This window comes from Sphingopyxis sp., from assembly GCF_040216815.1.
Classification (GTDB): domain Bacteria; phylum Pseudomonadota; class Alphaproteobacteria; order Sphingomonadales; family Sphingomonadaceae; genus Sphingopyxis.
In genome coordinates, this window is sequence record NZ_JAVJOJ010000009.1 from 362,743 (window position 1) to 385,368 (window position 22,626).

At 65.3% G+C, this 22,626-nt stretch carries 20 protein-coding genes; 6 read left to right on the forward strand and 14 right to left on the reverse strand.

Annotated features, from left to right (window positions below):
* The first annotated feature begins 6 nt into the window (after positions 1–6).
* The 4 genes from RIA72_RS12280 to RIA72_RS12295 all read left to right on the forward strand — a co-directional run bounded on the left by RIA72_RS12280 (position 7) and on the right by RIA72_RS12295 (position 3,003).
* The gene (locus RIA72_RS12280) at positions 7–948 is read left to right on the forward strand and encodes an MlaD family protein (RefSeq protein WP_350032344.1); all 942 of its coding nucleotides are present in this window, start codon (positions 7–9) and stop codon (positions 946–948) included.
* Between the two features lie 8 nt (positions 949–956).
* On the forward strand, positions 957–1,556 hold the full coding sequence (locus RIA72_RS12285; protein ID WP_350032345.1) for an ABC-type transport auxiliary lipoprotein family protein: 600 nt from the start codon (positions 957–959) through the stop codon (positions 1,554–1,556).
* Between the two features lie 100 nt (positions 1,557–1,656).
* Positions 1,657–2,571, forward strand: a complete 915-nt coding sequence (locus RIA72_RS12290; protein WP_350032346.1) for an alpha/beta fold hydrolase — start codon at positions 1,657–1,659, stop codon at positions 2,569–2,571.
* 111 nt (positions 2,572–2,682) lie between these two features.
* Positions 2,683–3,003: a DMT family transporter gene (locus RIA72_RS12295; protein WP_350032347.1), complete on the forward strand. Its 321-nt coding sequence runs from the start codon at positions 2,683–2,685 to the stop codon at positions 3,001–3,003.
* A gap of 151 nt (positions 3,004–3,154) precedes the next feature.
* Here RIA72_RS12295 and pepN read toward each other — a convergent pair whose 3' ends face one another.
* Entirely contained in the window at positions 3,155–5,755 is a 2,601-nt protein-coding gene (gene pepN / locus RIA72_RS12300; protein ID WP_350032348.1) for an aminopeptidase N, read from the reverse strand.
* Positions 5,756–5,801: 46 nt separating this feature from the next.
* On the opposite strand from pepN, the gene RIA72_RS12305 reads away from it, so the two are divergent.
* Complete coding sequence (locus RIA72_RS12305) at positions 5,802–6,593, forward strand: Rossmann-fold NAD(P)-binding domain-containing protein (RefSeq protein WP_350032349.1); 792 nt, start codon at positions 5,802–5,804, stop codon at positions 6,591–6,593.
* A gap of 4 nt (positions 6,594–6,597) precedes the next feature.
* Here RIA72_RS12305 and RIA72_RS12310 read toward each other — a convergent pair whose 3' ends face one another.
* The 12 genes from RIA72_RS12310 to RIA72_RS12365 form a co-directional block, all read right to left on the reverse strand.
* Positions 6,598–7,863, reverse strand: coding sequence for a DUF445 domain-containing protein (locus RIA72_RS12310; RefSeq protein ID WP_350032350.1), 1,266 nt, complete (start codon positions 7,861–7,863; stop codon positions 6,598–6,600).
* 72 nt (positions 7,864–7,935) lie between these two features.
* Complete coding sequence (locus RIA72_RS12315; RefSeq protein WP_350032351.1) at positions 7,936–11,352, reverse strand: efflux RND transporter permease subunit; 3,417 nt, start codon at positions 11,350–11,352, stop codon at positions 7,936–7,938.
* A gap of 44 nt (positions 11,353–11,396) precedes the next feature.
* Positions 11,397–12,563 (reverse strand): efflux RND transporter periplasmic adaptor subunit, encoded by a 1,167-nt coding sequence (locus tag RIA72_RS12320; RefSeq protein ID WP_350032817.1) that lies wholly within the window; start codon positions 12,561–12,563, stop codon positions 11,397–11,399.
* 315 nt (positions 12,564–12,878) lie between these two features.
* A complete protein-coding gene (locus tag RIA72_RS12325) occupies positions 12,879–13,151 on the reverse strand; it encodes a GlsB/YeaQ/YmgE family stress response membrane protein (protein WP_350032352.1) in 273 nt (90 codons plus the stop codon).
* Between the two features lie 125 nt (positions 13,152–13,276).
* Positions 13,277–13,540 (reverse strand): GlsB/YeaQ/YmgE family stress response membrane protein, encoded by a 264-nt coding sequence (locus RIA72_RS12330; protein WP_063132299.1) that lies wholly within the window; start codon positions 13,538–13,540, stop codon positions 13,277–13,279.
* Between the two features lie 939 nt (positions 13,541–14,479).
* On the reverse strand, positions 14,480–15,778 hold the full coding sequence (locus RIA72_RS12335; protein WP_350032353.1) for a DUF2254 domain-containing protein: 1,299 nt from the start codon (positions 15,776–15,778) through the stop codon (positions 14,480–14,482).
* A gap of 34 nt (positions 15,779–15,812) precedes the next feature.
* Entirely contained in the window at positions 15,813–16,802 is a 990-nt protein-coding gene (gene nadA, locus RIA72_RS12340; protein ID WP_350032354.1) for a quinolinate synthase NadA, read from the reverse strand.
* Between the two features lie 72 nt (positions 16,803–16,874).
* The gene (locus RIA72_RS12345) at positions 16,875–17,585 is read right to left on the reverse strand and encodes a DUF2306 domain-containing protein (protein WP_350032355.1); all 711 of its coding nucleotides are present in this window, start codon (positions 17,583–17,585) and stop codon (positions 16,875–16,877) included.
* Between the two features lie 65 nt (positions 17,586–17,650).
* Positions 17,651–18,265, reverse strand: coding sequence for a DUF4230 domain-containing protein (locus RIA72_RS12350; protein ID WP_350032356.1), 615 nt, complete (start codon positions 18,263–18,265; stop codon positions 17,651–17,653).
* The gene (locus RIA72_RS12355; RefSeq protein ID WP_350032357.1) at positions 18,262–19,182 is read right to left on the reverse strand and encodes an MBL fold metallo-hydrolase; all 921 of its coding nucleotides are present in this window, start codon (positions 19,180–19,182) and stop codon (positions 18,262–18,264) included. The genes RIA72_RS12350 and RIA72_RS12355 overlap by 4 nt, the downstream gene beginning before the upstream one ends.
* Before the next feature lie 127 nt (positions 19,183–19,309).
* A complete protein-coding gene (locus RIA72_RS12360; protein ID WP_350032358.1) occupies positions 19,310–20,992 on the reverse strand; it encodes a M56 family metallopeptidase in 1,683 nt (560 codons plus the stop codon).
* On the reverse strand, positions 20,989–21,357 hold the full coding sequence (locus RIA72_RS12365; RefSeq protein WP_350032359.1) for a BlaI/MecI/CopY family transcriptional regulator: 369 nt from the start codon (positions 21,355–21,357) through the stop codon (positions 20,989–20,991). Before RIA72_RS12365 ends, RIA72_RS12360 begins: the two co-directional genes overlap by 4 nt.
* 456 nt (positions 21,358–21,813) lie before the next feature.
* On the opposite strand from RIA72_RS12365, the gene RIA72_RS12370 reads away from it, so the two are divergent.
* Positions 21,814–22,188, forward strand: coding sequence for a glycine zipper 2TM domain-containing protein (locus RIA72_RS12370; RefSeq protein ID WP_350032360.1), 375 nt, complete (start codon positions 21,814–21,816; stop codon positions 22,186–22,188).
* A 61-nt stretch (positions 22,189–22,249) separates the two neighbouring features.
* On the opposite strand, the gene grxD is transcribed toward RIA72_RS12370, so the two are convergent.
* Complete coding sequence (grxD, locus tag RIA72_RS12375; RefSeq protein WP_350032361.1) at positions 22,250–22,582, reverse strand: Grx4 family monothiol glutaredoxin; 333 nt, start codon at positions 22,580–22,582, stop codon at positions 22,250–22,252.
* Between the last annotated feature and the right edge of the window lie 44 nt (positions 22,583–22,626).

The window sequence follows — 22,626 nt, forward strand, 5'->3', positions numbered from 1 at the left end:
TAGCTGATGGAAACTCGTTCGAACAACGTCCTCGTCGGGGCCTTTGTCCTTCTCTTCACCGCCGCGCTCGCCTTTTTCGTCGTCTGGCTGGCGAACGACAGCGGCGGCGCAAAGCGCGAATATGACATCTTCTTCAAACAATCGGTCGATGGGCTGAACAAGGGCGCACAGGTGCAATTCTCCGGCGTCCCCGCGGGACAGGTGCGCGAAATCGCGCTGTGGCCCGACGATCCGCAATTCGTGCGCGTGCGCATCGAAGTGAATGAAAATGTCCCGGTGTTGCAGGGCACGACCGCGGCGCTCGAAGGCGTGGGCTTTACCGGCGTCTCGCAGATCGCGCTCGACGGCGCGGTGAAGGGCGCGCCCCCGATCACCGACAGGGGGCCGGCGGGCAAGCCGGTGATCCCAACGCGCGTCGGCGGGCTGGGCGAAATCCTCAATACGGCGCCGCAGTTGCTGCAACGCCTCTCGACGCTCACCGAGCGGCTCGCCGAGCTTGCCGACGACCGCAACCAGCAAAGCTTCGCCAATATCCTCGACAATGTCGAGGCGACGACCGCGACGCTGGCGCGCAACGGCCCCGCGCTCGAACGCGCGCTCGCGGATACGCGTATCGCGATCCAGCAGGCGGGTCAGGCGGCCGAACAGATCGGAAGCCTCGCGGCAGCGACGCAGGGGACGATCGACCGCAACGTCGACCCCGCGATGCGCAACCTTCGCGATACGCTCGCGTCCGCAAACAAGTCGATGCAGACGCTCGAAAGCGCGATCGCCGACGCCCGCCCCGGCCTCAAGACGTTCAGCGAGACGACGATACCCGAAGCCAATGCGTTGATCCGTGACCTTCGCCGCACCTCCGCCTCGCTCTCCAGCCTCACCGACAAGCTGGACCAGCAAGGCGCCGGCGCGGTGATCGCGGGCAGCAAGCTTCCCGATTACAAGGAATGAGGACCGCCATGATTCGCCGCATCCGTACACCGCTGCTCGCGCTTGCCGGCGCGGCCACCCTGTCGGCCTGCTTCAGCCTGGGCGGCAAACCGCCGCCCTTCCTGCTCACGCTCGATCCCGAAGCGGCGCCCGCGGCCGGCAGCGCGCGCACCGCGGCCGACGCCTCGACGCTGACGATCCTGATCCCGACCGCGCCCCAAAAGCTGCGAACGACGCGTATCCCGGTGCAGCAGGACGACGCCAGCGTCGCCTATGTCAAGGAAGCGCAGTGGGTCGAGGCGCCGCAGCGCCTGTTCCAGCGGCTCGTGTCCGAAACCGTCGCCGCGCGCACGTCGCGCGTCGTGCTCGACGAGGGGCAATATCTGACCGCGCCGGGTGAACAGCTCGCGGGGCAGCTCATGGAGTTCGGCGTCGATGCGCGGTCGAACGAGGCGCTCGTCGTCTATCAGGCGATGCTTGTGTCGGCGGGCGGCAAGACCGTCACCCAGCGGCGGTTCGAGGCGCGCGAGGCGATCGGCGGCAAGGTCGAGGCCAAGCCGGTGGGCGAGGCGCTGACGCGTGCCGCCAACCGTGTCGCCGTCGACGTCGCCGGATGGCTCGGCGAATAGAAATTCGTCCCTCCGCCGTAGCGATTTCGATTACGTCTGACGTAATCGCACCGGAGCGCATGGCGCGCTAAATCCGCTTCATCGGACGATGGAGGGACAGATGGACAGACGCCAGATGATTTCGGCCGCCGCGCTCGCCGCGATGGGGACGATGACGCTCGCGCCGGGACGTGCCGCCGCCGCGACATCGGCGAAGCGTGCAGCCGAAAGCTTTGTCGCCGCCAAGGATGGAACGTCGCTCTTCGTCCGCGACTGGGGCGCGGGTCAGCCGGTGCTGTTCCTGTCGGGCTGGGCGCTCCCGTCCGATTTCTGGGGTTATCAGATGCTCGGCCTCGCGCGTAAAGGCTATCGCGCCATCGCCTATGACCGCCGCGGGCACGGGCGATCGGCCGATCCGGGGCGCGGCTACGACCATGACACGCTCGCCGACGATCTGGCGTCGGTGATCGGTTCGCTCGGGATCGAGAACGCAACGATCGTCGCGCATTCGATGGGCGGGACCGAGGTGGCGCGCTATTTCGCACGCCACGGCGGGCGCGGCATTGCGCGCGTCGTGCTGGTCGGAACGATCACGCCCTTTCTGATGAAAAGCCCCGACAATCCGGCGGGTGTCGACCCCGCGGCGCTCGCCGGGGGTGCGGCGCTGCTCGCGCGCGACTTCCCCGCGTGGATCGCCGCCAACACGCCGCCCTTCTTCACGTCCGACACGTCACCCTCGATGGTCCGCTGGGGACAGGATATGATGATGTCGACGTCGCTGCTGGGCGCGGCGCAGCTTGCCGCGGCGAATTTCGCGACCGATTTTCGCCCCGACGTGCGGAAAATCGGCGTGCCGACGCTGCTGATCCACGGCGACCGCGATGTCTCGGCGCCGCTGGCGCTCACCGCCCGGGCGACCGCCGCCTTGCTGCCGCAAGCGACGCTCCACGTTTACGAGGGGGCGCCGCACGGCCTGCCGCTCACCCATGTCGAGCGGTTGACCGCCGATCTGCTCGGCTTCGTTGCCGCGCGCTGACGGGCTTGCCATGGCGCCCGGCGCGGTCTATCGGCCCCGGCGCGCACGGCCTCTTTCGGGTTTCCGGCCCGCGCCTTTCCGACGAGCCCGCCGACTTGAAAGGACGTGCCCGTGGGGTGGATCATCCTCGCCATCGCCGTTTTCACCGAAATCTGCTGGGCCCTCAGCCTGAAATGGGCCGCGACGCTCGGTACGTGGCAGGCGTCGATCGTGCCGATCGCGCTCAGCTTTCTCAACATGGCGCTGCTCGCCTTTGCCATGCGCGAAATCTCGGCGGGTACGGCCTATGCCATCTGGACCGGGCTCGGCGCGGTCGGCGTGATCATCGGCGGCACGATCCTGTTCGGCGAAAAGGTGAGTCTGGTGCAGGCCGGGTTCATGGCGCTGATCGTCATCGGGGTCGTGGGGACCAAGCTGTTCGCTGCCAATTAAGCGGCTTGGGCGGGTTGCAGCCGGAATACGACATCCCTTCTACCGTCATCCCGGCGCAGGCCGGGATCTCACCCTCTGTTTTTTACGTGCCGACGAGATCCCGGCCTGCGCCGGGATGACGGCTAAACTGATGGCGAGAATCCTCCACCCCCTACCCCAGCAGGCTCTTCGACGCCTGTTCGGTGACGTCGCGCGACAGGCCGGGCTGCGCCAGGATGCGCTCAAGCTCGGCCTTCATCAGCGCCTGCCGCGCCTCGTCGAAGCGTTTCCAGCGGCCAAGCGGCGGGATCATCCGCGCCGCGGTCTGGGGGTTTTTCGGATCGAGCGCAATGACCAGGTCGGCGATCAGCCGGTATCCGGCCCCGTCGGCACGGTGGAACGCCGCCTGATTGCCCGTGAACGCGCCATAGAGCGATCGCACGCGATTGGGGTTCGTCAGCGTGAAGTCGGGGTGCTCGGCCAACGCGCGCACGGCGTCGACCGTGTCGGGGCGAAGCGACCAGGCCTGCACCTGGAACCATTTGTCGAGCACGAGCGGGTTGTCGCGATAACGCTGGTAAAAAATGTCCAGCGCGTGCGCGCGTTCGTCGCTGTCGCCATGCGCCAGCGTCGCGAGCGCCGCCTGCCGCTCGGTCATCCCGTCCGCGTCCGAAAATATCCCGAAGGCCAGCGCCGGGACGTCGTCCATCCCCGTCGCGGCGAGATAGGCAAGCGCGACGCCGCGCAGCCGCCGCCCGCCCTTGGCCGCGGGCGACAGGTCGGTCGCGGGCGGCGCCGGAGCGTTCAGGATCGCGCGCCATTCGCCTTCCAGCGCGGCGCCGATCTCCGCCTGCAGCGCCAGCCGTTCGCGGCGGATCGCATCGGGATCGACCGTCACCATCTGGTCGCCGATGAACGCTTCGTTCGGCAGCAGCACCGCTTCGGTAACAAAGGCGGGATCGTCGGCGCGCGCCGCAAGCGTGCCCGCGACCGCGTCGATCACCGCCTGCCGTCCGCGCGCATCGCCCGACACCGCAGCGACGAGCGTATCGAGCATCAGCTGCTGCAACGCCTCATAGCGCGCGAAGGGATCGTCGTCATGCGCCGCGAGCCACGCAAGCTCGCCCTCGTCGCGCGCGAAGTCGACGATCACCGGCGCTGAAAAGCCGCGGTTGATCGACAGTACCGGCCGGCTGCGATGCCGGCCCAGCGGGACAGCCATTTCGGCGGCATCCAGCAGCACCAACTGCTCGGCTTCGTCGCCAGCACCGCCATCGCGGCCGAACGCCTTGATCCTGAGCGGGATCAGCATCGGCGCCTTGTCGGGTTGGCCGGGCGTCGGGGGCACCGATTGCGTCAGATGCAATATGCGCTCGCCCGTCGCCTCGTCGGTGTCGATGCGCGCGGTGACGCGCGGCGTACCCGCCTGTCCGTACCAGAGGCGGAACTGGGCTAGGTCAATCCCCGCGCCCTCCTCGATCGCGCGCACAAAATCCTCGCACGTCGCGGCCTCGCCGTCGTGGCGCTCGAAATACAGGTCGGTGCCCTTGCGGAAACGCTCGGGCCCCACCATCGTCGCCATCATGCGGATGATCTCGGCACCCTTGTTATAGACGGTCGCGGTATAGAAGTTGCTGATTTCCTGATAGCTGTCGGGACGGATCGGATGCGCCAGCGGCCCTGCATCCTCGGGGAATTGCGCGGCGCGGAGCAGGCGGACATCCTCGATCCGCTTGACCGCGGCCGATCCCATGTCGGCGGAAAAACATTGGTCGCGGTAAACAGTGAAACCTTCCTTCAGGCTCAATTGGAACCAGTCGCGGCAGGTGACGCGGTTGCCCGACCAGTTGTGGAAATATTCGTGCGCGACGACGCCCTCGACCCCGTCATAATCCATGTCGGTCGCCGTGTCAGGATCGGCCAGGATATAGCGGGTGTTGAAGATGTTGAGGCCCTTGTTTTCCATCGCCCCCATGTTGAAGTCGCCCACCGCCACGATGTTGAACAGGTCGAGATCATATTCGCGGCCATAAACCGCCTCGTCCCACTTCATGCTGTTCTTGAGCGCCTGCATCGCATGGCCCGTGCGGGCCTCGTCGCCCGCGCGGACCCAGATGCCCAGCTCGACTTCACGCCCCGACATGGTGACGAAACTGTCGCGATTGACGACCAGGTCGCCTGCAACCAGGGCGAAGAGATAGGAAGGCTTGGGCCATGGATCTTCCCACAAGGCCCAGTGCGTCCCGCCGCCGCCCTCACCGCGGCCGATGCAATTGCCGTTCGACAGCAGGATGGGGAAAAGCGCCTTGTCCCCGGTCATGCGCACCTTGTAGCGGCTCAGCACATCGGGTCGGTCGGGGTGAAAGGTGATGCGGCGGAATCCCTCGGCCTCGCACTGCGTGCACAGCATGTTGTTCGAAGCATAAAGGCCCATCAGCTGCGTGTTCGTTGCAGGGTTGATGACCGTATCGACCTCGACCGTCGCCGCCGCGCGGTCGCCCAGGTCGACGACCAGGTCGCTGCCGTCCATTCGCCAGTCGTTCCACGCTTCGCCATCGACGCGCACCGCCGCGGGGGTCAGACCGTCGCCGCGCAGCACCAGCGGCGCGGGCGTATCGGCGTGGCGTACAACCGCCAGCGCGGCGCTCACCCGCGTCTCGTCGACGCCCAGCGCGAAATCGAGCGCCACGTCGGGAACTTGCCACTCGGGCGCGCGATAGTCGCCGCGGTGGATGGTGACGGGAACGGCGGGCGTGGAAGAGGCGTCGGTCATCCCTCCGGTCTAGGCACCGCGCGGCGAACGCGCAATAAGAGGCGCGATGGCAAAGATGCTGATTTTCGGAATGGGCTATGCGGCGGAGCATCTCGCCGCGCGGCTCGGCGCGCGCGGGTGGGACGTGACGGGAACGACGCGGGACGGACGCGGCGGCACGATTAGTTTCGACGACGAAGCGGCCGTGCTCGCCGCGCTGCGCGGCGCCACGCATATCCTGTCGTCGGTCCCGCCCGCCGAAGGGCATGATCCGGTGCTCGCCCGCTATGGCGACGCCATCGCCCTCGCCCCCGCGATCTGGACGGGTTATTTGTCCTCGACCGGGGTTTATGGCGACACCGGGGGCGCGTGGGTCGACGAAAGCGCGTCGGTCAGGGGCCGCCGCGCGGCCCGCAACGCTGCCGACGCGGCGTGGCAGGCATTGCGGAGCGACGTCCGCGTTTTTCGCCTGCCGGGCATCTATGGTCCGGGCCGTTCGATCCTCGAGCGTATCGCCGAAGCGCGCGCGCACCGGATCGCCCTGCCCGACCAGGTGTTCAGCCGCATCCATGTGGACGATATTGCCGGAGGCGTGCTCGCGTCGTTCCGGGGGCCGGCGGGGGCGTATAATCTTGCCGACGACGAACCCTGCCATCAGAACCGTCTGGTCGAATGGGGGTGCGCGCTGCTCGGTGCGCCGCTCCCGCCGCTCCAAACGCTCGACGAAGCGGGCCTGTCGGCGGCCGCGCGGGCCTTCTATGCCGAGAACCGCCGCGTCGCGAACGGGCGGGCAAAGCGCCGGCTGGGGTGGGCACCCCGCTATCCAAGCTTTCGCGAGGGGCTTGCGGCCTGCCGCTAAGGGATCAGATCAACACATCCACGGTGTGGATCGCCACCCCCACCAACCCGCCGACCAGCGTGCCGTTGATGCGGATATATTGCAGGTCGTCGCCAACCGCATTTTCCAGCCGGTCGGTGATCGTCTTGGCATCCCAGCCGCGGATCGTGTCGGAAACGAGCTTCAGCGCCGCCTCGCCATAGCTGTCGACCATGCCGACGACCGCACGCCGCGCATAGCGGTTGAGCGTGCGCTTGATATGCGCGTCCTCGCCCAGCATCGTGCCGAATTGCGTCACCAGTTCGCCGATGCGTCCCGCGAGCATCGTGTCGGGGTTGCGCGCGGCCTTCAGCAATGCACTGCGCCCCTGTTCCCACAATCCGTCGAGCCAGCGTTTCACCGCCTTGTTTTCGAGCAGCTCGTCGCGCACGCGCGCAACCTTCGCCTTCACTTCGGGGTCGTGCTGCAGGTCCAGCGCCATTTTGGCGAGCCCCTCCTCGACGCGGAGGCGCAGGGGATGCGTTTCATCGACCGCCATTTCGCTCAATAGCTTTGACAGCCCGGCGACAATGCGGTTCGAAATACTCTCGTCCAGCCCGGTGAAGCGCACGATCGCGTTGCTGTTGTCGTGGACCATCTGGTGAATCAGATGCTCGTTGAGTTCCAGCGTCTTCGACCCCCATTTGACCATCGCGTCGAGCAGCGGCTGATGCCGCCCTTCGGCGAGCGCGGCCTGAAGCGCCTGTCCCAGCAGCGGCGCGACATCGAGTTCGCGCAGCCGGTCCGCGATCGCCGATTTGACCATGCCGCCAAGGCGTTGCTGGTCGAGCGCGCCCAGCCCGTCGGCGATGATCCGCGACGCGCCGAGCCGCAGGCGTCCGCCGCCCTCGGCGGGTTCGGACAGAAATTTGCCGACCGCGCCCGCGACATCGACCGCCACCATCTTGCGCGCGATCAGCCGCGGCAGCAGAAAGTTGGTAAGCAGGAAGCGCGCGAGCGTATCGCCGATACGGTTCTTGTTACGCGGGACGATGGACGTATGCGGAATCGGCAGTCCCATCGGATGCCGGAACAGCGCCGTGACGGCGAACCAGTCGGCAAGCCCGCCGACCATCGCTGCCTCGGCAAATGCGCGGATAAAGCCGATCGCGGGGTGCACGTCCTGATAGGTCTTGGCGCCGACAAAGACGATCGCCATCACGACAAGCATCCCCGTGGCAAGGATGCGGATGTTGGAGGGTCGCGCCGCGATGGCGACGCCGATCGGCCGGCGGGAAGCGAGGTCGGTCATGCAAACCAAATGGCGAAACGCGGCAAAGGTTGCAACCGGCGCGCGCCCTCGCCGCGCCGGTCCTTGTTCACGTCATTCGGCCGGTTCGGGCGTCGGCGCGCCATGCGGCCGCGTGTCGTCGCCGGGTCTATAGGTCAGCAGGTTGCGCGAGAAGAAGCCGCCGAGACGCTTTTCGATGCTGTCGGCCAGGCTGAAGCCTGCGGGCACGATCAGCAGGGTCAGCACCGTCGACAGGATAAGGCCGCCGATCACGACGACGCCCATCGGGGCGCGCCACGCGCCATCGCCCGACAGCGAGAGCGCGGTGGGCACCATGCCCGCGACCATCGCCACCGTGGTCATCACGATCGGTTGCGCGCGCTTGCGCCCCGCGTCCATCAACGCCGCGGTCTTGCCGATGCCCTTGTCCATTTCCTCGATCGCGAAATCGATCAGCAGGATCGAGTTTTTCGCAACAATGCCCAGCAGCATCAGCAGGCCGATGAACACCGGCATCGACACCTCCATGCCCGTGACGAGCAGCCCGAGCAGCCCGCCCAATGGCGCGAGCAGCAGCGACGACATGTTGACGAGCGGCGACAGGAAACGGCGATAGAGCAGCACGAGCGTCGCAAAGACCAGCAACAGCCCCGACACGACCGCGACCATGAAATTGGTCATCATTTCGGCCTGCCACTTGGCGTCGCCCTGGATCACCTTGCGGATGCCCTGGGGCATGTTGGCGATTGAGGGCAGTTTATCGATCTTCTTCTGCGCATCGCCCGTAACCAGCCCCGGCGCCAGGTCGGCGCCGATCACGATACGCCGCGTCTGATTATAGCGGCGCAGTTCGGTCGGACCGGCGCCAAAGCCGATCTCGGCGACCGATTTCAGCGGCACGGTGGTTCCGCGCGACGTCGGCACCGGCAGATTCTCGATCGTTGCGAGGCTGCGCCGCGAATCTTCGGACAGCAGCACGCGGATCGGGATCTGACGATCGGACAGCGAAAATTTCGCTGCATTCTGGTCGATGTCGCCCAGCGTCGCGATGCGGATCGTCTGGCTGAGCGCGGCGGTCGTCACGCCGAGTTCGGCGGCAAGGTCCATGCGCGGGTTGACGATGATTTCGGGGCGCGGAATGTCGCCTTCGACCCGCGGCGCACGCAATTCCTTGAGGCGGCTCATCTCGGCGACGATCTTGCGCGCATGGCGATCAAGCGCCACCGGATCGTCACCGCCGATGATGAAGGTGATGTCGCGGCCCGAAAAGCCGCCCGACTGGCTCTGGAAATTGACGCGCGCGTCGGGGATCGCCGCCATCTTCGGCTGCAGCTTGCGCTCCCATTCGACGCTCGTGACCGGCCGGTCCTTCTTCAGCGTCAGAAAGGCGTTACCCCCGCCGACGTTGACGTCGTAAAAGGCATTTTCGACCACCGGGTCCTCGCGCAGGATCGTGTTGATCTGGTCCGCGATCGTTTCGCTCTGCGCCAGCGTCGATCCGGGCGGCAGCTCGTAACGAATCTGGCTGTAGTCGCTGTTCATCGTCGGCTGAAACTGCTTGGGCAGGACCATGAACAGCCCGATGCTCGATGCAAAGGCCAGGATGCCGATGCCGACGATCCACACACGATGGTCGCGCATCCGCGCACCGGCGCGCTGGACCATATATTTCGCCCAGCTGGTAAACGCCGCGCCGCGCATACCAGCACTATGGGCAATTGCGCCGAGCAGAATTGCAAGCAGGCTGGTCAGCAGGAAGACCATGACCGCCGAAAGCGGCGTCATCAGCAGGAAATGGAGCGCCGGGTTGGGCGCATCCTGTCCCGGCGGGACCGGCTGGAAATATTGGAAGATCATCGCCAGCACCGCGAGCCCGGCTGCCGCAAACGGCACGATGAAGAACATCGGCCGCGTCGAAAAGGCTTCGTAACGTGCCTTGGCGATCTTCTGCTTGGAACTGTCGAGCGTCCAGCCCAGCAGCCGCTCATAGCGGTCGATCCACGGCCCGTTGGCATGATCCTGCTCGCCCTGCGCCGACAGGAAATAGGCGGCGATCATCGGCGTGATCATGCGCGCCACCGCCAGGCTCATCAGCACCGCGAACACGACGGTCATGCCGAACTGGATGAAGAATTGCCCCGACACGCCCGGCATCAGCGCGACCGGCAGGAACACCGCGACGATCGACATCGTCGTCGCGACCACCGCAAGGCCGATCTCGTCGGCGGCATCAATTGACGCCTGATAGGCGGTCTTGCCCATGCGCATGTGCCGCACGATATTCTCGATCTCGACGATCGCGTCATCGACGAGCACGCCCGCAACCAGGCTGAGCGCGAGCAGCGACAGGCCGTTCAACGAAAAGCCCATCATCTCCATGAACCAGAAGGTCGGGATGGCCGACAGCGGAATCGCGAGCGCGCTGATCAGCGTCGCGCGCCAGTCGCGCAGGAACAGGAAAACGACGACGACCGCCAGCACCGCGCCCTCGATCATCGCGGCCATCGAGCTGCGATATTGTTCCTTGGTATATTCGGTGCGCGTGAAGAGGATCTTGAAATCGACCTTGGGGTTGTTTTTCTTGATCTGCTCCAGCTTCTTCATCGTCTCGTCGTGGACGGTGACGTCCGACGCGCCCTTCGCTTTCTCGATCGAGAAGCTCAGCACCTGACGCCCCTTGATCTTCGCGAGGTTGCGCTGTTCGGCGTATCCGTCCGTCACCTTCGCGACGTCGGCCAGGCGGATCGTGCGGCCATTGCCGATCGAGATGCGCGTTTCGCCCAGCTGAAAGGCGCTGCCCGCGTTGCCGAGTACCCGCACCGCCTGTTCGCTTCCCGCAATCTCGGTCCGGCCGCCCGCCGCGTTCACATTCACCTGGCGCAGCTGCTGGTTCACCTGGCTCGCGGTCAGGCCATAGCTTTGCATCCGCGCAGGATCGAGGATCACGCGAATCTCGCGATCGACGCCGCCCGACCGCCTCACCTGGCTCATGCCCGGGATCGAGAGCAATTCCTTCGCCACCGTATTGTCGACGAACCAGGACAGCTGTTCCAGCGTCATGTCGGTCGCTTCGACGGCGAAATAGGTGATCGGGCCGCCGGCGATGTCGACCCGCACGACCTGCGGCTCCAATATCCCGTCGGGCAGATCGCTGCGGATCTGCTGAACGGCCTGGTTGACGTCGTTATAGGCGCGGTCGATCGGCGTGCCGATCGCGAACTGTACAAAGGTCCGGCTGCTCCCCTCGCTGACATAGGACGACATTTCGTCGACGCCGCTCACGCCGCGAATCGCCGCCTCTACGCGCTGGGTAACCTGCGTCTCGAGCTCGGTCGGCGCCGCACCGGGCTGGCTGACAATCACCTGCACCGCCGGAAATTCGACGTCGGGCTGATCGTTGACGTCCATCCGGTTGAAGCTGACAAGCCCCGCAAGCAGCAACAATATGAACAGGACGATTGGCGGCACCGGATTGCGAATGCACCACGCGGAAATGTTGCGGAAACTCATGACTCAGGCGCCCTTGTGCAAATACGATGCCGATGAGGCGATTATTATTGCGAAGATTTCTGCATCACCGGCTTCACCTTGTCGCCGACGTTGAGGAAGGCGCCGGCCAGCGTCACCACTCGCTCGTTGCCCGCAAGCCCCGACGAAATCGACACACCGGCGTCGCTGACCGTGCCGACCTTGACCGGCTTGCGCTCGATCTTGTCGTCCTTGCCGACGATCAACACATAATTGCCCTCGGGCCCGCTCTGGACCGCGCTTTCGGGAAGCAGCGGCGCCTCGGCGGTACCGGCGATCAGGCGCGCGTCCGCGAAACCGCCGGGACGCAGCACCGATGAATAGGGAATGGCGATACGTACAGTACCCTGGCGCGTATTCATGTCGACGACTGGCGACACCTGCCAGACCTGTCCGGCAATCTGCACATCGGTCCCCACCGGCGTCACCGTCGCGCGCGTGCCGACACGCACCCGCGCCAGGTCGGCTTCGGCCATCTGCGCCAGCATTTCCATCTCGCCGCCGCGCGCCATGCGGAACAGGACCCCGCTGCCCGCGCCGACAATCTGTCCGGGTTCGACCTGGCGCGTCAGCACCAGACCCGCCGCGGGCGCGATGATGTTGAGCCGCGCGTTGCGCGCCGTGGCTTCGGCATATTGCGCCTGTGCGACGCGAACGCGCGCGTTGGCAGCATCGCGCGTCGCGCGCTTGCGGTCCATATCGGCCTTCGAAATGAAGCCGCGGGAAACGAGGGCCTCGGCGCGTTCGAGTTCGGCCTGCGCGAGGCTCGCATCGGCCTGCGCGACGCGGATTTGTGCCGCGAGGCTGGCCGCCTGCTGCGACTGGACCGAACGATCGATCACCGCAAGCGTCTGGCCCGCACCGACCCATTGGCCGGGCTCGACGAGCACGCGCTCGACCTGCCCGCCTTCGCCCGCGACGCCGACGGGCATCTCGCGGCGCGCCGCGATCGTCCCGTTCGCGGCGATCGCCGCCTCGACCGACACGCGGCCGGGCACAACCACCGTCACGTTCGGCACCGCGGCCTGCTGCCCACCGGCATCGGCCGCCGCGCCCTTCCCGCCGGAGAAGGCATAATAGGCAGCCGCGAGCGCCAGCACGATCAGCACGACGGCGACGATCAGCCGCGTGCGCTTGCGCCGGCTGTCGTCGGCCTGTTCGTAAAAGCTTTGCGTCCCCGCCAGGCTGTCCATCGAATCCACTTTCCGTTCGTAGTTCACGCCGAAATCCCTCCCTGGCATCGCGCGGCGTCGACACGGCGCACGCAGGCGCCCGTCCCCAAAAGACCCGCACGGCAGGACCAAACCTCTTTCGAGGTGTATTACCTAATTAAATCACCACATGCAATAGGCGATGCGTCGTCGCGCCCATGCCCCCCGGCGCGCGCTCCATAATATGAACTTCGCGTAATTTCCAGTGGTTGCGCACACGAAAAAGGGCGGCGCGCCCCTTGGGCGGCCACCCTCTTTCATCGCCAGCCGCAAAGCAGCCGGGCTATGCGGGCGGGATCAGCGCACGCGCCCGCGTCGGATCAGATTCACGACGGCGAGCAGGATAATCGCCCCGATAAAGGCGGTGAGCAAGGTCATCGGGTCAAAGGCATCGCCGCGCAGATGTCCGCCGCCAAGAAAGCTGCCGAACAGAAAGCGGCCGAGGATCGACCCAACGCAACCGACGATGATGTTGAGGAAGATGCCCTGCTGGGCGTCGGTGCGCATCACGATGCTGGCGAGCCAGCCGATGATGCCGCCCATGACGATAGCGATAATCCAGGTAAGCATATGATAACCCCCTATGATCTGTGGCCGCCCGGCTTTGCAGGCTGCTTGTTGGTAACGCAATTATCTGAAATCACCTAGCGGAATGGCGAAGGCGCGCGCCGGCACGCCCGCGCCACACATGATGGTCAGCGTACGCTGCCCCGCCGGATCAGGTTGATAATGCCCAGAAGCACGACCGCGCCGATAAAGGCCCAGAGCAGGCCGATCGGGCTGAAGGTGTCGAGGCTGGCACCCATGCCGAAAAAGCTGCCGAGGAAATTGCCGAGGAACGCGCCCACGATGCCGACCACGACATTGAGGATGATTCCCTGCTGCGCATCGGTGCGCATGACGATGCTGGCCAGCCAGCCGATGATGCCGCCGACGATCAAAGTAACGATCAAACCAATCATGATATATCCCTTCCCTGAACCGGCCAGAGCCCTGACGGCCTCCGGCCTCAACTGGAACGCTCCGCCGCGGCGAAGGCTCGCGTGGGCGATGGACAAACAATGCCGAAAGGGATCGAAAGGTTCCCGGCCGGCCCATCGGGGCGCGGCCGGGAAAAGGGGGATCGGTTCCTTAAGCGGAACGTCTCCGGGTCGCAGGGCCCGATTAGGCAGCCCGATTTGACCGCGGTGTGACGATCATCACACATCCCGAAAAAAATGGGGTGAAGCGCGCGGTACTCTTCGCTTGGACAGGTGCCGCCAGGCGCAGCCACGAAAAGCGCGCATACGAAATGGGGGCCGGCATCGCTGCCAACCCCCACTATCCGGTTCTGTTCCGCGCGCCCCGCCCCGCTTCATCCCGGTCCGCTTCTCTTGCGATCAGCAGCCCGCAAAACGACGCGTTGCGATGCACGCCGGCACAATCCGGCGACGGTTTGGTCGGCCCCCTTTCGGGGGCCGGCCTCACCTGAAAAGCCCTTCATCATCTCGTCCCGCGCTTCTGCCGAAACAGCTGCGCTTCAAAAGCGATGGACTGCTTTTCATATGCCTGATCGGGTTCGCATCAACTCGTGGGAATCGCTACGTTCCGTGATCAAGCCATCGGTCGATTTCCTCGTAAAACCAATCCGTTCTCTTCCGGCTAGTCTTGCAACCACCCTTAATGTCCCGGCGGTCCGACGCCTCTGTCGTCCGATGATTTAAAGCTGTCACGAACGCTTTTCGTCGCCAACAAAAAAACGACCTGAACGCCGTTTGGGGGGGCCGTAATTGTGGATAAGTCCGGCATTAGCAACAAGCGGATTCATGGGCGCATTTTTGTAACAAGGATGCAACATAATGCCATGCAAAGGGGGGGATGCTCGCGCCAATTCCGCTCGAACAGATGCAGGAATGTTTTCAGGAGGCGAGCGACTCGACTCGCCGATATGTGGTCGGGTCGAGACTTGCCTGGGCGTGGGTGAGTATGGCGTCTTTCATTTCAAGGATCGCCTTGTGCCGCGCCTGACTGGCGGCAGCCGGGAGCAGCCCCTTCAATATTCTGCAAAAATGTACGACGGCAACATCGTTGCGCGCGACCGTCGGCATGGCAGTACCCAGCCCGCGTTGCAGATAATGATCGAACCCGTCGGGAAGCGGCCATATCCGGTCGGAGCCGTGCCCAGTCCCTTCGGGCCCCTCGTCGAGGTTGCGCTGGGCCAGTTCGGCGGTAGCCGCCCCCAGCCAATCCAGCGCCGTGATCGCCGTGAAGGGATCGTTTATCCCCGGCGAAAGCGCGCGCAGTGCGATCTCCACAAGCTCGTCGATCAGATAGTCGGGGTCTTGTTCCGCCGTGCGATGCCCGCCTATCGCAAAACAATTCCGAAGCTCGCCCTGCCCCTCATCGTCGAGCGCGACGCCGTCCCACTCCAGCAGCGGAACGACCGGATGGACAAAATCGCCGGGCCGCCGTGCAAGCGCGATACGCCCGCCCTTTTTCGCCGCAAATCGGTTGAGGGCATCGAAATCTACTATCCGAATATAGCCAGGGGCGGGTGCGAATACGCTTTGCCCATCGAATGCGGGCCGATCCGGTTCGCGCACGCCGGGGTCGGGAAATCGACGTTCAAGGTCGGACAACAGGCGGCGGCCGATCCGTTCGATCACGGAATTGATACGGATGCTGGCGGGAATGTGGTTCAGGAGAAAAACCAGGGCCGCGATCGAGACAAGCGTGAGCCCGAAGACGACCAAAAGCGAAAGTTGGGGGACAAAAGCCTGAACCGATGGTGCGCCTGCCGCGATCGGCGACACGGCCTGCTCGGTCTCGCTCCGCACCACGCGCAGCAACATCAGGCTGTATACGAAGGTCGCGATGAAGATTCCAAGCGACAGCTGATTTCCGCGATCCTCCATGAAGTTGGTCAATATGCGCGGACCATAGGTGCCAGACGCATAAGCAACGGCCGCGATCGTGATCGAAAAAATTGTCGCGGCGATGCCGATCATTGATGCGGCGATCAGCGCGAGCAAGCTCCGTGCGCCCTCGGGACTCGGCGGAGCGAGGAATCCGAGGCGCTCCAATGTTTCCGCGACGCCGATCCGATCGATCCAGATTGTCCCGTAAGCGAGCAGTAGCGCCGCCAGCGTGAAGAGTGCGGGGTAGAACCAATAGCTCGCCTGTATCGTCCGCCATAGCGAACGAAGCCCCGCGATCATCGAATTGCCCCCGCCAGGTCGGCCGCCTCGCGACTCACGCGCGCCCCAGGTCGCCCTTGCCGACCGTTCCCGACGCCATTTCGAGCATCCGGTCGAGGCTCTTGCGCGCCGCAAGGCGAAGCTCCTCGTCCATCTCGATCCGCGGTTCCAGGTCGCGGAGCGCGAGGTAGAGCTTTTCCATCGTGTTGAGCGCCATATAGGGGCAGATGTTGCAGTTGCAGTTGCCGTCGGCGCCCGGCGCACCGATGAAATTCTTTTCGGGCAGCGCCTTTTCCATCTGGTGGATGATGTGCGGTTCGGTCGCGACGATCAGCGTGTCGCCGGGGAAGCTTTTGGCGAATTGCAGGATGCCGCTGGTCGATCCGACATAATCGGCATGGTCGACGATGTGCGGCGGGCATTCGGGATGCGCCGCGACCGGCGCGCCCGGATGCTGCGCCTTCAGCTTCAAAAGCTCGGTCTCGCTGAACGCTTCGTGGACGATGCACACGCCCGGCCACAGCAGCATGTCGCGCCCGAACTTGCGGTTCATATAGCCGCCCAGGTGACGATCGGGGCCGAAGATGATCTTCTGATCCTCGGGGATCTGGCTGATGATCGTCTCCGCGCTCGACGAGGTGACGATGATGTCGCTCAGGGCCTTCACCGCCGCCGAACAGTTGATGTAGGTCAGCGCGATATGGTCGGGATGCGCTTCGCGAAAGCGCTTGAACTGTTCGGGGGGGCAGCTGTCCTCCAGGCTGCATCCCGCGTCCATGTCGGGCAGCACAACGATCTTTTCGGGGCTCAGTATCTTTGCCGTCTCGGCCATGAACTTGACGCCGCAAAAGGCGATGACCTCTGCATCCGTGTCCGCGGCCTTGCGCGATAATTCCAGCGAATCACCGACAAAATCGGCCAGATCCTGTATCTCCGGCTTTTGATAATAATGCGCGAGGATAACGGCGTTGCGTTCCTTGCGCAGGCGGTCAATTTCGGCACGCAGATCGAGGCCCGAAAGGGACTCGCGGATGGGAGCAGTCATGGCGTTTCCTTATATGGCTTTGCCTTGACCACCACCCCTACACGCTGCCCCCCGGCAGGGCAATTCGCGGCATCAGTCGGTCAGGGCCGCCGCCAGCGCGATGACGGGCGGCGTCATCGACAGGATATAGATGGTGAGGCGAACCGCGATGACAATCGCTGCGACCGCCTTTGTCGCCGGATGGATGCGCCCCAGCGTGCGGCGATCGTAAAGCGCGACGATGCCGACGACGGCAAGCTGCATCAGGCAGATCGGAATGTCGAACCAGCCGATCATCAGCGGCATCGGCAAGATGCGACCGAGCGCGGGCTCGAGGATGAGGATCGTTGCGCCGATCATCAGCCGCCGGTGCCAATCGGTCGTCCGCCGACGCCGGATCGCCCACGCGACCATCGCGCCGAACACCAGCGACTCGATCACCGTCAGCGCGAGAAAATGAGCTGGCGTAAAGAAGGGTGGAAAGCGATGGAGCATCAGCGACGCGATGCCGGTAAAGATGCCAAGCGCCACGATCGTGATCGCGAGCAGTCCGCCGATCCGGCCAAGCTGGCGATGCCGCGCCTGGTCGCCACGCGCGGCAAGCATGGGCTGCGCGATCAGCAACGCAAGCCATGCGAGCATGATCACGCCGTGAAGATGCACCCAGACGGGCGCAGCGATAGGATCGACGAACCCGCGTAGCGCGAATTGCAGAAAACCGACGACGATGAAGACCGCGAGCCCGATCGCCATGCGGTGCCAGAAAAGCTCGGCGCGCGCAGCGCCCCCTGCCGTGGTGGCCATGCCCGTTCCCCCTGCCCGACCGGGCGCGAGAATAGCGAAACCCCAAGATATGCGGAAGCGGGAAATTACCCAGCCGGGGCACCGGCGAACCGTGCCGTCACCGTCGCGTCGATCCCCGCGGCCTTGAGCGGCATGGCAAAGCTCTGCTCGATCGCCGTACGGGCCGCCCCTTCGGCCAGCCGCATCGGCGTCGCACCCCGCGCCTGCTTGATCAGTTCTTCCTGCGCCGCCTTGCGGTTCGCGGCATCAAGCGAGGCTTCGGCATCGGTCAGGGTCAGCAATATCTCGCCATCGCGATATTCGCTGATCGCGTCGATGTCGATTTCCGGGCCGGCCAGACGCAGCGGCGGCAGCGTGACGGTCAGCGCATTGGTCGCGCCGTCCCAGTCGAGATCGGACTGCTTCAGCTTGCCGAGATCGAGTTCGTAACGCACCGTGCCCGGCATGATCAGCGTCTTCTTCGCGCTCAGCCCCAGCCGGCTTTGTGTCGATGTCACCACCGCGACATAGCGCGCGGTGAAGGGGACGAGGATATTCTGCTCCCGAAGTCCCTGCAGGCTCGCGGCCACAACCGTTTGCGGATCATAACCGCTCTGCCAGTCGGTCCAGGCGCGCCAGCCGAAAAAGAGCGCGAGCGCCAGAACCGCGACGATCGCGGCGCGAAACAACCCCCGGCTCATGCGACCAGTCTCCAGCACTCGTCCTCGCGCGCCACCCGGCCGCGCGCTTCGAGGTCGATAAGATGCGCGAGCACCGAACGCCCGGCGGCGCCGGTCAGCCGCGGGTCCAGTCCCTTGTACATATGCTTGACCATATCGGGAATCACGCACGTACCTCGTTCGAGTTCCCGCAATATCTGCCGCTCGCGCTGTTTGCGGTGCCCCAGCATCCCGCGGACGAGCTGGCGCGGCTTCGTCACTGCCGGCCCGTGGGCGGGATAATAGACGCGATCGTCACGATCATAGAGCTTCGACAGGCTGGCCATATAGGCGGCCATGTCGCCGTCGGGCGGACTGACGACGCTGGTAGACCAGGCCATGACATGATCGCCGGTGAACAGCGCCCCGGTTTCGACGAGCGCGAAACAAAGATGGTTCGACGTATGCCCCGGCGTCGTGACCGCCTCGATCGTCCAGCCCTCGCCGGTAATCCTTTCGCCGTCGTTCAGCACGCGGTCGGGCGCATAATCGGGGTCGAAAGCCGAATCGGCGCGCGGCCCGTCGTCGGAAAGCGCCAGCGGCGCACAGCCGATGATCGGCGCGCCGGTCGCAGCTTTCAGCGGTGCGGCGGCGGGGCTGTGATCGCGGTGCGTGTGGGTGCAGAGGATGGCGGCGACGCGCTGCCCCTCGACCGCCCGTAAAATCGCGTCGACATGGCCGGTTCCGTTGGCGTCCGGCGGATCGCCGATGCTCATGCCCGACCCGGTCGGGCCGGGATCGATCACCGCGACATCGCGCCCGGCACCGACGATCCAGGTCTGGGTTCCGGTGAAGGTGTAGGGCGACGGATTGGGCGCGAGCACGCGCCGCACCAGCGGCTCATGCTGCTCGCACTCGCCGGCGCGGATGCTGTCGGGCCAAGGCTTCTCTTCGCTCATGCCACCCATGTGGCATCGCATGGGCGCGAGGAAAAGGGCGGACGCGAAAAAGGGAGCGGGACGGACCGCTCCCTTTCCCCGCCCCTGACGCCGGCCCACCGGGGAGCAAGGCCGACGGCGAAGAGCGTTAGGGCGTTTCCTTTTCGACCTCGGCGATCGCTCGATCGATGTCGGCGATCGCCTCTGCGCGCACATCGGCGTCCAGGCCGGTCGTTGCGGCCGAGCGAGCAAAGCTGTCGCGCGCATCCTTCAGCGCCTTGAGCTTGATCTTGGAAAGATCGCTGCAGCTCATCACGACGACGCGGCTGCGCGTTCCGCCCTTGCGTTCGTCGCGATCGACCAGCGCGGCGGGTTTCTTGCCCGAACCGCAATTGGCAAAGGCAAACGCCCGCCCGTCGACCGCCGCCAGCGCCTGCGGCGGGATCGGGGGAACCGGGGGAGCCGGCGGAATGGTGAAACTGAACCGCCGCTTGCCGCGTGCGGCCAGCGTGTCGGCGATTTTTTCGGCCTTGCGTCCGCTGACCCCCTGTTCCTTCAGGGCCGTCAGAATCTCTTCGCGCGACAGGCTGCCCGGCATGTTGAATTCGACCGTCTCGGTCCGCCCCTTGCCCTCCGTGCCATCGCGATGTTCGCCGTCGTGGCGGATGACGCTATGCGATACGATGCGCTTTTGCTTCTTGTCGTCCGTGCCGTCGCCCGCGACCTTTCGGACGAAAAGGACATGGGCGGCGCCATCGCCTGCCTCGGGCGGCGCGGGCGGCGCCGGGGGAGCGGGCGGCGCACTGTCGACCGGTTCGGGCGGGAGCGGCGCCTCAGGCGGCGGCGGCGGAACCAGCTCGGCATCCTGCACGCTTGCGGTCGCGGCGGGAACCAGCGTGGCGGTGGTCGCGAGGACCGCCAGCGCGGTGGTGCCGACCAGCAGCCGCCCGGCCAGCCCGCGACGCCTCGAAATATCCTGCTTCGTCAACATGGTGAGCCTCTCCTGCAGATTGTCATGCACGGCCATCGGCGCGGCGAGCGAAAGGCGCGATCCCATCGCCGCCTTGGCAATGGCGGTGGCATATTGGGCCGTTCGTTCGGCGCGCGGTTGCGGCCCGGCCATGGTCAGGACGCGCGCATCGCAGGCCGCCTCCTGGTCGAAACGAAAGGCGCGGATGGCACGCCAGGCAAAAGGATTGAACCATTGCGCGGCGAGCAGCAGCAGCGCCGCCGCATTGGCCCAAAGATCGCCGTGACGATGGTGCGCCAGTTCATGGTCGATCGCCAGCGCCCGCTCGCTCGCGGCGTAACGGCCGAAAAAGTCGAGCGGCACCGCGACGCAGCGGCGCAGCAGGCCAAAGGCCACCGGGCCATCGACCGCGTCGCTCATCACCAGCCGGATCGATCCGATCGGTTCCAGTTCGACCGCCCCGTGCAGCACCTGGTCCAGAAAACGGCGGTGCGCCGCCATCGCCGCGACCAGTACGGCAACGAACCCGACCACCCATGCCGTGAAAAGAAAAGGCAGCAGATCGGGAAGCGTCCATAGCGGCTCCGCCGCAGCTGGAGCAACGTCGACAACCTCGGCGAGGACAGACTGATGCACTGCCTCCATCGCCGTCGGCTCGATCGCCGGGACCGGCGGCACCGGGTCGGCGAAGGGCAGCGGCGGCAGGAACAGGCGCAGCGCCGGAACCAGCCACAGCATATAGGCAAGGCGCGGCCCGAAGTGACGCGCAAAGGGTTTGCGGATCATGAGAACCGCGGCGACGAGAAGGCCGGTGGTGACGAGCGTGTCGGCCCAAGCCTGAAGCAGCATGGCGCCGGTCATGACTTGAGCCTCCGCAGCAGCGCCTCGATCTCGGCAATGTCGGCGTCGCTCAACGCCTCGCGTTCGGCGAGATGCGCGATCAGCGGGCTGACGCGGCCGCCGAAGAGCCGGTCGACAAAGCGCTGCGATTCCTCGCCGACCGTGTCGGCGCGCTCGATCGCGGGGCTGTAGAGATAGCGGCGGCCATCAGCCTCGGCCGTCACGGCGCCCTTCTGGACAAGCCGCGCAAGCAGCGTCTTGACCGTCGCCTGCGTCCAGCCGTTCGCCTCGCCGACGCGCTGCGCCAGTTCGGCCGCGGTCTGCGGGGATTCGTCCCACAGCGCCGCAAGCACCTGCATCTCCGATTCGCTTGCTCGTTCTGCCATCCGGACCCCTCCCATTGGCACCGCCATCTAAGATGCGACTACAAATGTAGTCAATGGCCTGAACGCTGGCTGAACAAAAATGAACAGCAATCGATACGCGCTTCTGTCGGAATTTTTGACAGACTGGGGTACCGGTAGGAAATTGCTAACCAGTACCTCGCACCGAAATCCGGGCCAACGCCGATCTGGCACGGCAATTGTATGGTTTTTCACGTTCCCGAGTGTTCCGCTCAAATGGAGCGGTGGGGGGCATCGGTCTGGTCCCTGATGCCCCCTGCCCCCACTCCGGAATCCCCACTTACCCCCGACGCAGACGGGGGGCGGAGCGGCCGACAGGCCCCGCCCCCCGGATGCTTTTTCCCGAACGCGGGAACAGCGTCGTTCATCGCGCGTTCCGATCAGCGGTTTATGGTCACATCCGTTGCCCACGGACAAAGAGATCAAGGGAGCATCGACGTGAAACAGATCTTCGCCGCCACACTTCTCGCCGCCTTGGCATTGCCCGTCGGCACCGCTTATGCCGATCCGCCGCCCTGGGCGCCCGCGCACGGCAAGCGTGCAAAGGATCGCGCCATCTACGACAGCTATGGGCGCTATTACGAACCCCGCCGCCTGTCGCGCGGCGACCGCATCTGGCGCGGCGATGACGGTCGCTATCATTGCCGCCGCGACAACGGCACGACCGGGCTGATCATCGGCGGCGCTGTCGGCGCGCTCGTCGGCCGCGAACTTGACGGCGGCCGCGACCGCACGGTGGGCACGATCATCGGCGCTGCGGGCGGCGCACTGTTGGGGCGCGCAATCGACCGCGGCGAACTGCGCTGCCGCTGACACCGAATAATCATAGGGGGCGGTGAAACGCCCTCACCGCCCCCGATCATTTACACAGCGTCTATTCGGCGCGCGTCGGAATCCCGTCCATCAATGTGTGAAGCTCGCCCGCTTCCCACATTTCCATCATAATGTCCGATCCGCCGACGAACTCGCCCTTCACATACAGTGGGGGGATCGTCGGCCAGTCCGAAAATTCCTTGATACCTTGGCGGATCTCCATGTCCTGGAGCACGTCCACGGTTTCATATTCGATGCCCAGCCGGTCGAGCATCGCGATCGCGCGCGACGAAAAGCCGCACTGCGGGAACAGCGGCGTGCCCTTCATGAACAGCAGGACGGGATGGTCGGCGACCAGCTTTGCAATGCGGTCGTGAGTGGCAGGGTCGCTCATGGTCAGTCTCCGGGGGCGCAGCGCGCCGAAAAATTTGCGTCTCG

Excerpts from the sequence above, each read along its gene's own strand:
- RIA72_RS12325 (WP_350032352.1), bottom strand. The coding sequence starts at position 13,151 with ATGCTTACCTGGATTATCGCTATCGTCATGGGCGGCATCATCGGCTGG.
- RIA72_RS12335 (WP_350032353.1), bottom strand. The coding sequence starts at position 15,778 with ATGATCGCGGGGCTTCGTTCGCTATGGCGGACGATACAGGCGAGCTAT.
- RIA72_RS12310 (WP_350032350.1), bottom strand. The coding sequence starts at position 7,863 with ATGACCGACCTCGCTTCCCGCCGGCCGATCGGCGTCGCCATCGCGGCG.
- RIA72_RS12315 (WP_350032351.1), bottom strand. The coding sequence starts at position 11,352 with ATGAGTTTCCGCAACATTTCCGCGTGGTGCATTCGCAATCCGGTGCCG.
- RIA72_RS12305 (WP_350032349.1), top strand. The coding sequence starts at position 5,802 with ATGGCAAAGATGCTGATTTTCGGAATGGGCTATGCGGCGGAGCATCTC.
- RIA72_RS12360 (WP_350032358.1), bottom strand. The coding sequence starts at position 20,992 with ATGACCGGCGCCATGCTGCTTCAGGCTTGGGCCGACACGCTCGTCACC.
- RIA72_RS12320 (WP_350032817.1), bottom strand. The coding sequence starts at position 12,563 with ATGGACAGCCTGGCGGGGACGCAAAGCTTTTACGAACAGGCCGACGAC.
- RIA72_RS12345 (WP_350032355.1), bottom strand. The coding sequence starts at position 17,585 with ATGGCCACCACGGCAGGGGGCGCTGCGCGCGCCGAGCTTTTCTGGCAC.
- RIA72_RS12290 (WP_350032346.1), top strand. The coding sequence starts at position 1,657 with ATGGACAGACGCCAGATGATTTCGGCCGCCGCGCTCGCCGCGATGGGG.
- grxD (WP_350032361.1), bottom strand. The coding sequence starts at position 22,582 with ATGAGCGACCCTGCCACTCACGACCGCATTGCAAAGCTGGTCGCCGAC.
- RIA72_RS12355 (WP_350032357.1), bottom strand. The coding sequence starts at position 19,182 with ATGAGCGAAGAGAAGCCTTGGCCCGACAGCATCCGCGCCGGCGAGTGC.
- RIA72_RS12350 (WP_350032356.1), bottom strand. The coding sequence starts at position 18,265 with ATGAGCCGGGGGTTGTTTCGCGCCGCGATCGTCGCGGTTCTGGCGCTC.
- RIA72_RS12285 (WP_350032345.1), top strand. The coding sequence starts at position 957 with ATGATTCGCCGCATCCGTACACCGCTGCTCGCGCTTGCCGGCGCGGCC.
- RIA72_RS12365 (WP_350032359.1), bottom strand. The coding sequence starts at position 21,357 with ATGGCAGAACGAGCAAGCGAATCGGAGATGCAGGTGCTTGCGGCGCTG.
- pepN (WP_350032348.1), bottom strand. The coding sequence starts at position 5,755 with ATGACCGACGCCTCTTCCACGCCCGCCGTTCCCGTCACCATCCACCGC.
- nadA (WP_350032354.1), bottom strand. The coding sequence starts at position 16,802 with ATGACTGCTCCCATCCGCGAGTCCCTTTCGGGCCTCGATCTGCGTGCC.
- RIA72_RS12280 (WP_350032344.1), top strand. The coding sequence starts at position 7 with ATGGAAACTCGTTCGAACAACGTCCTCGTCGGGGCCTTTGTCCTTCTC.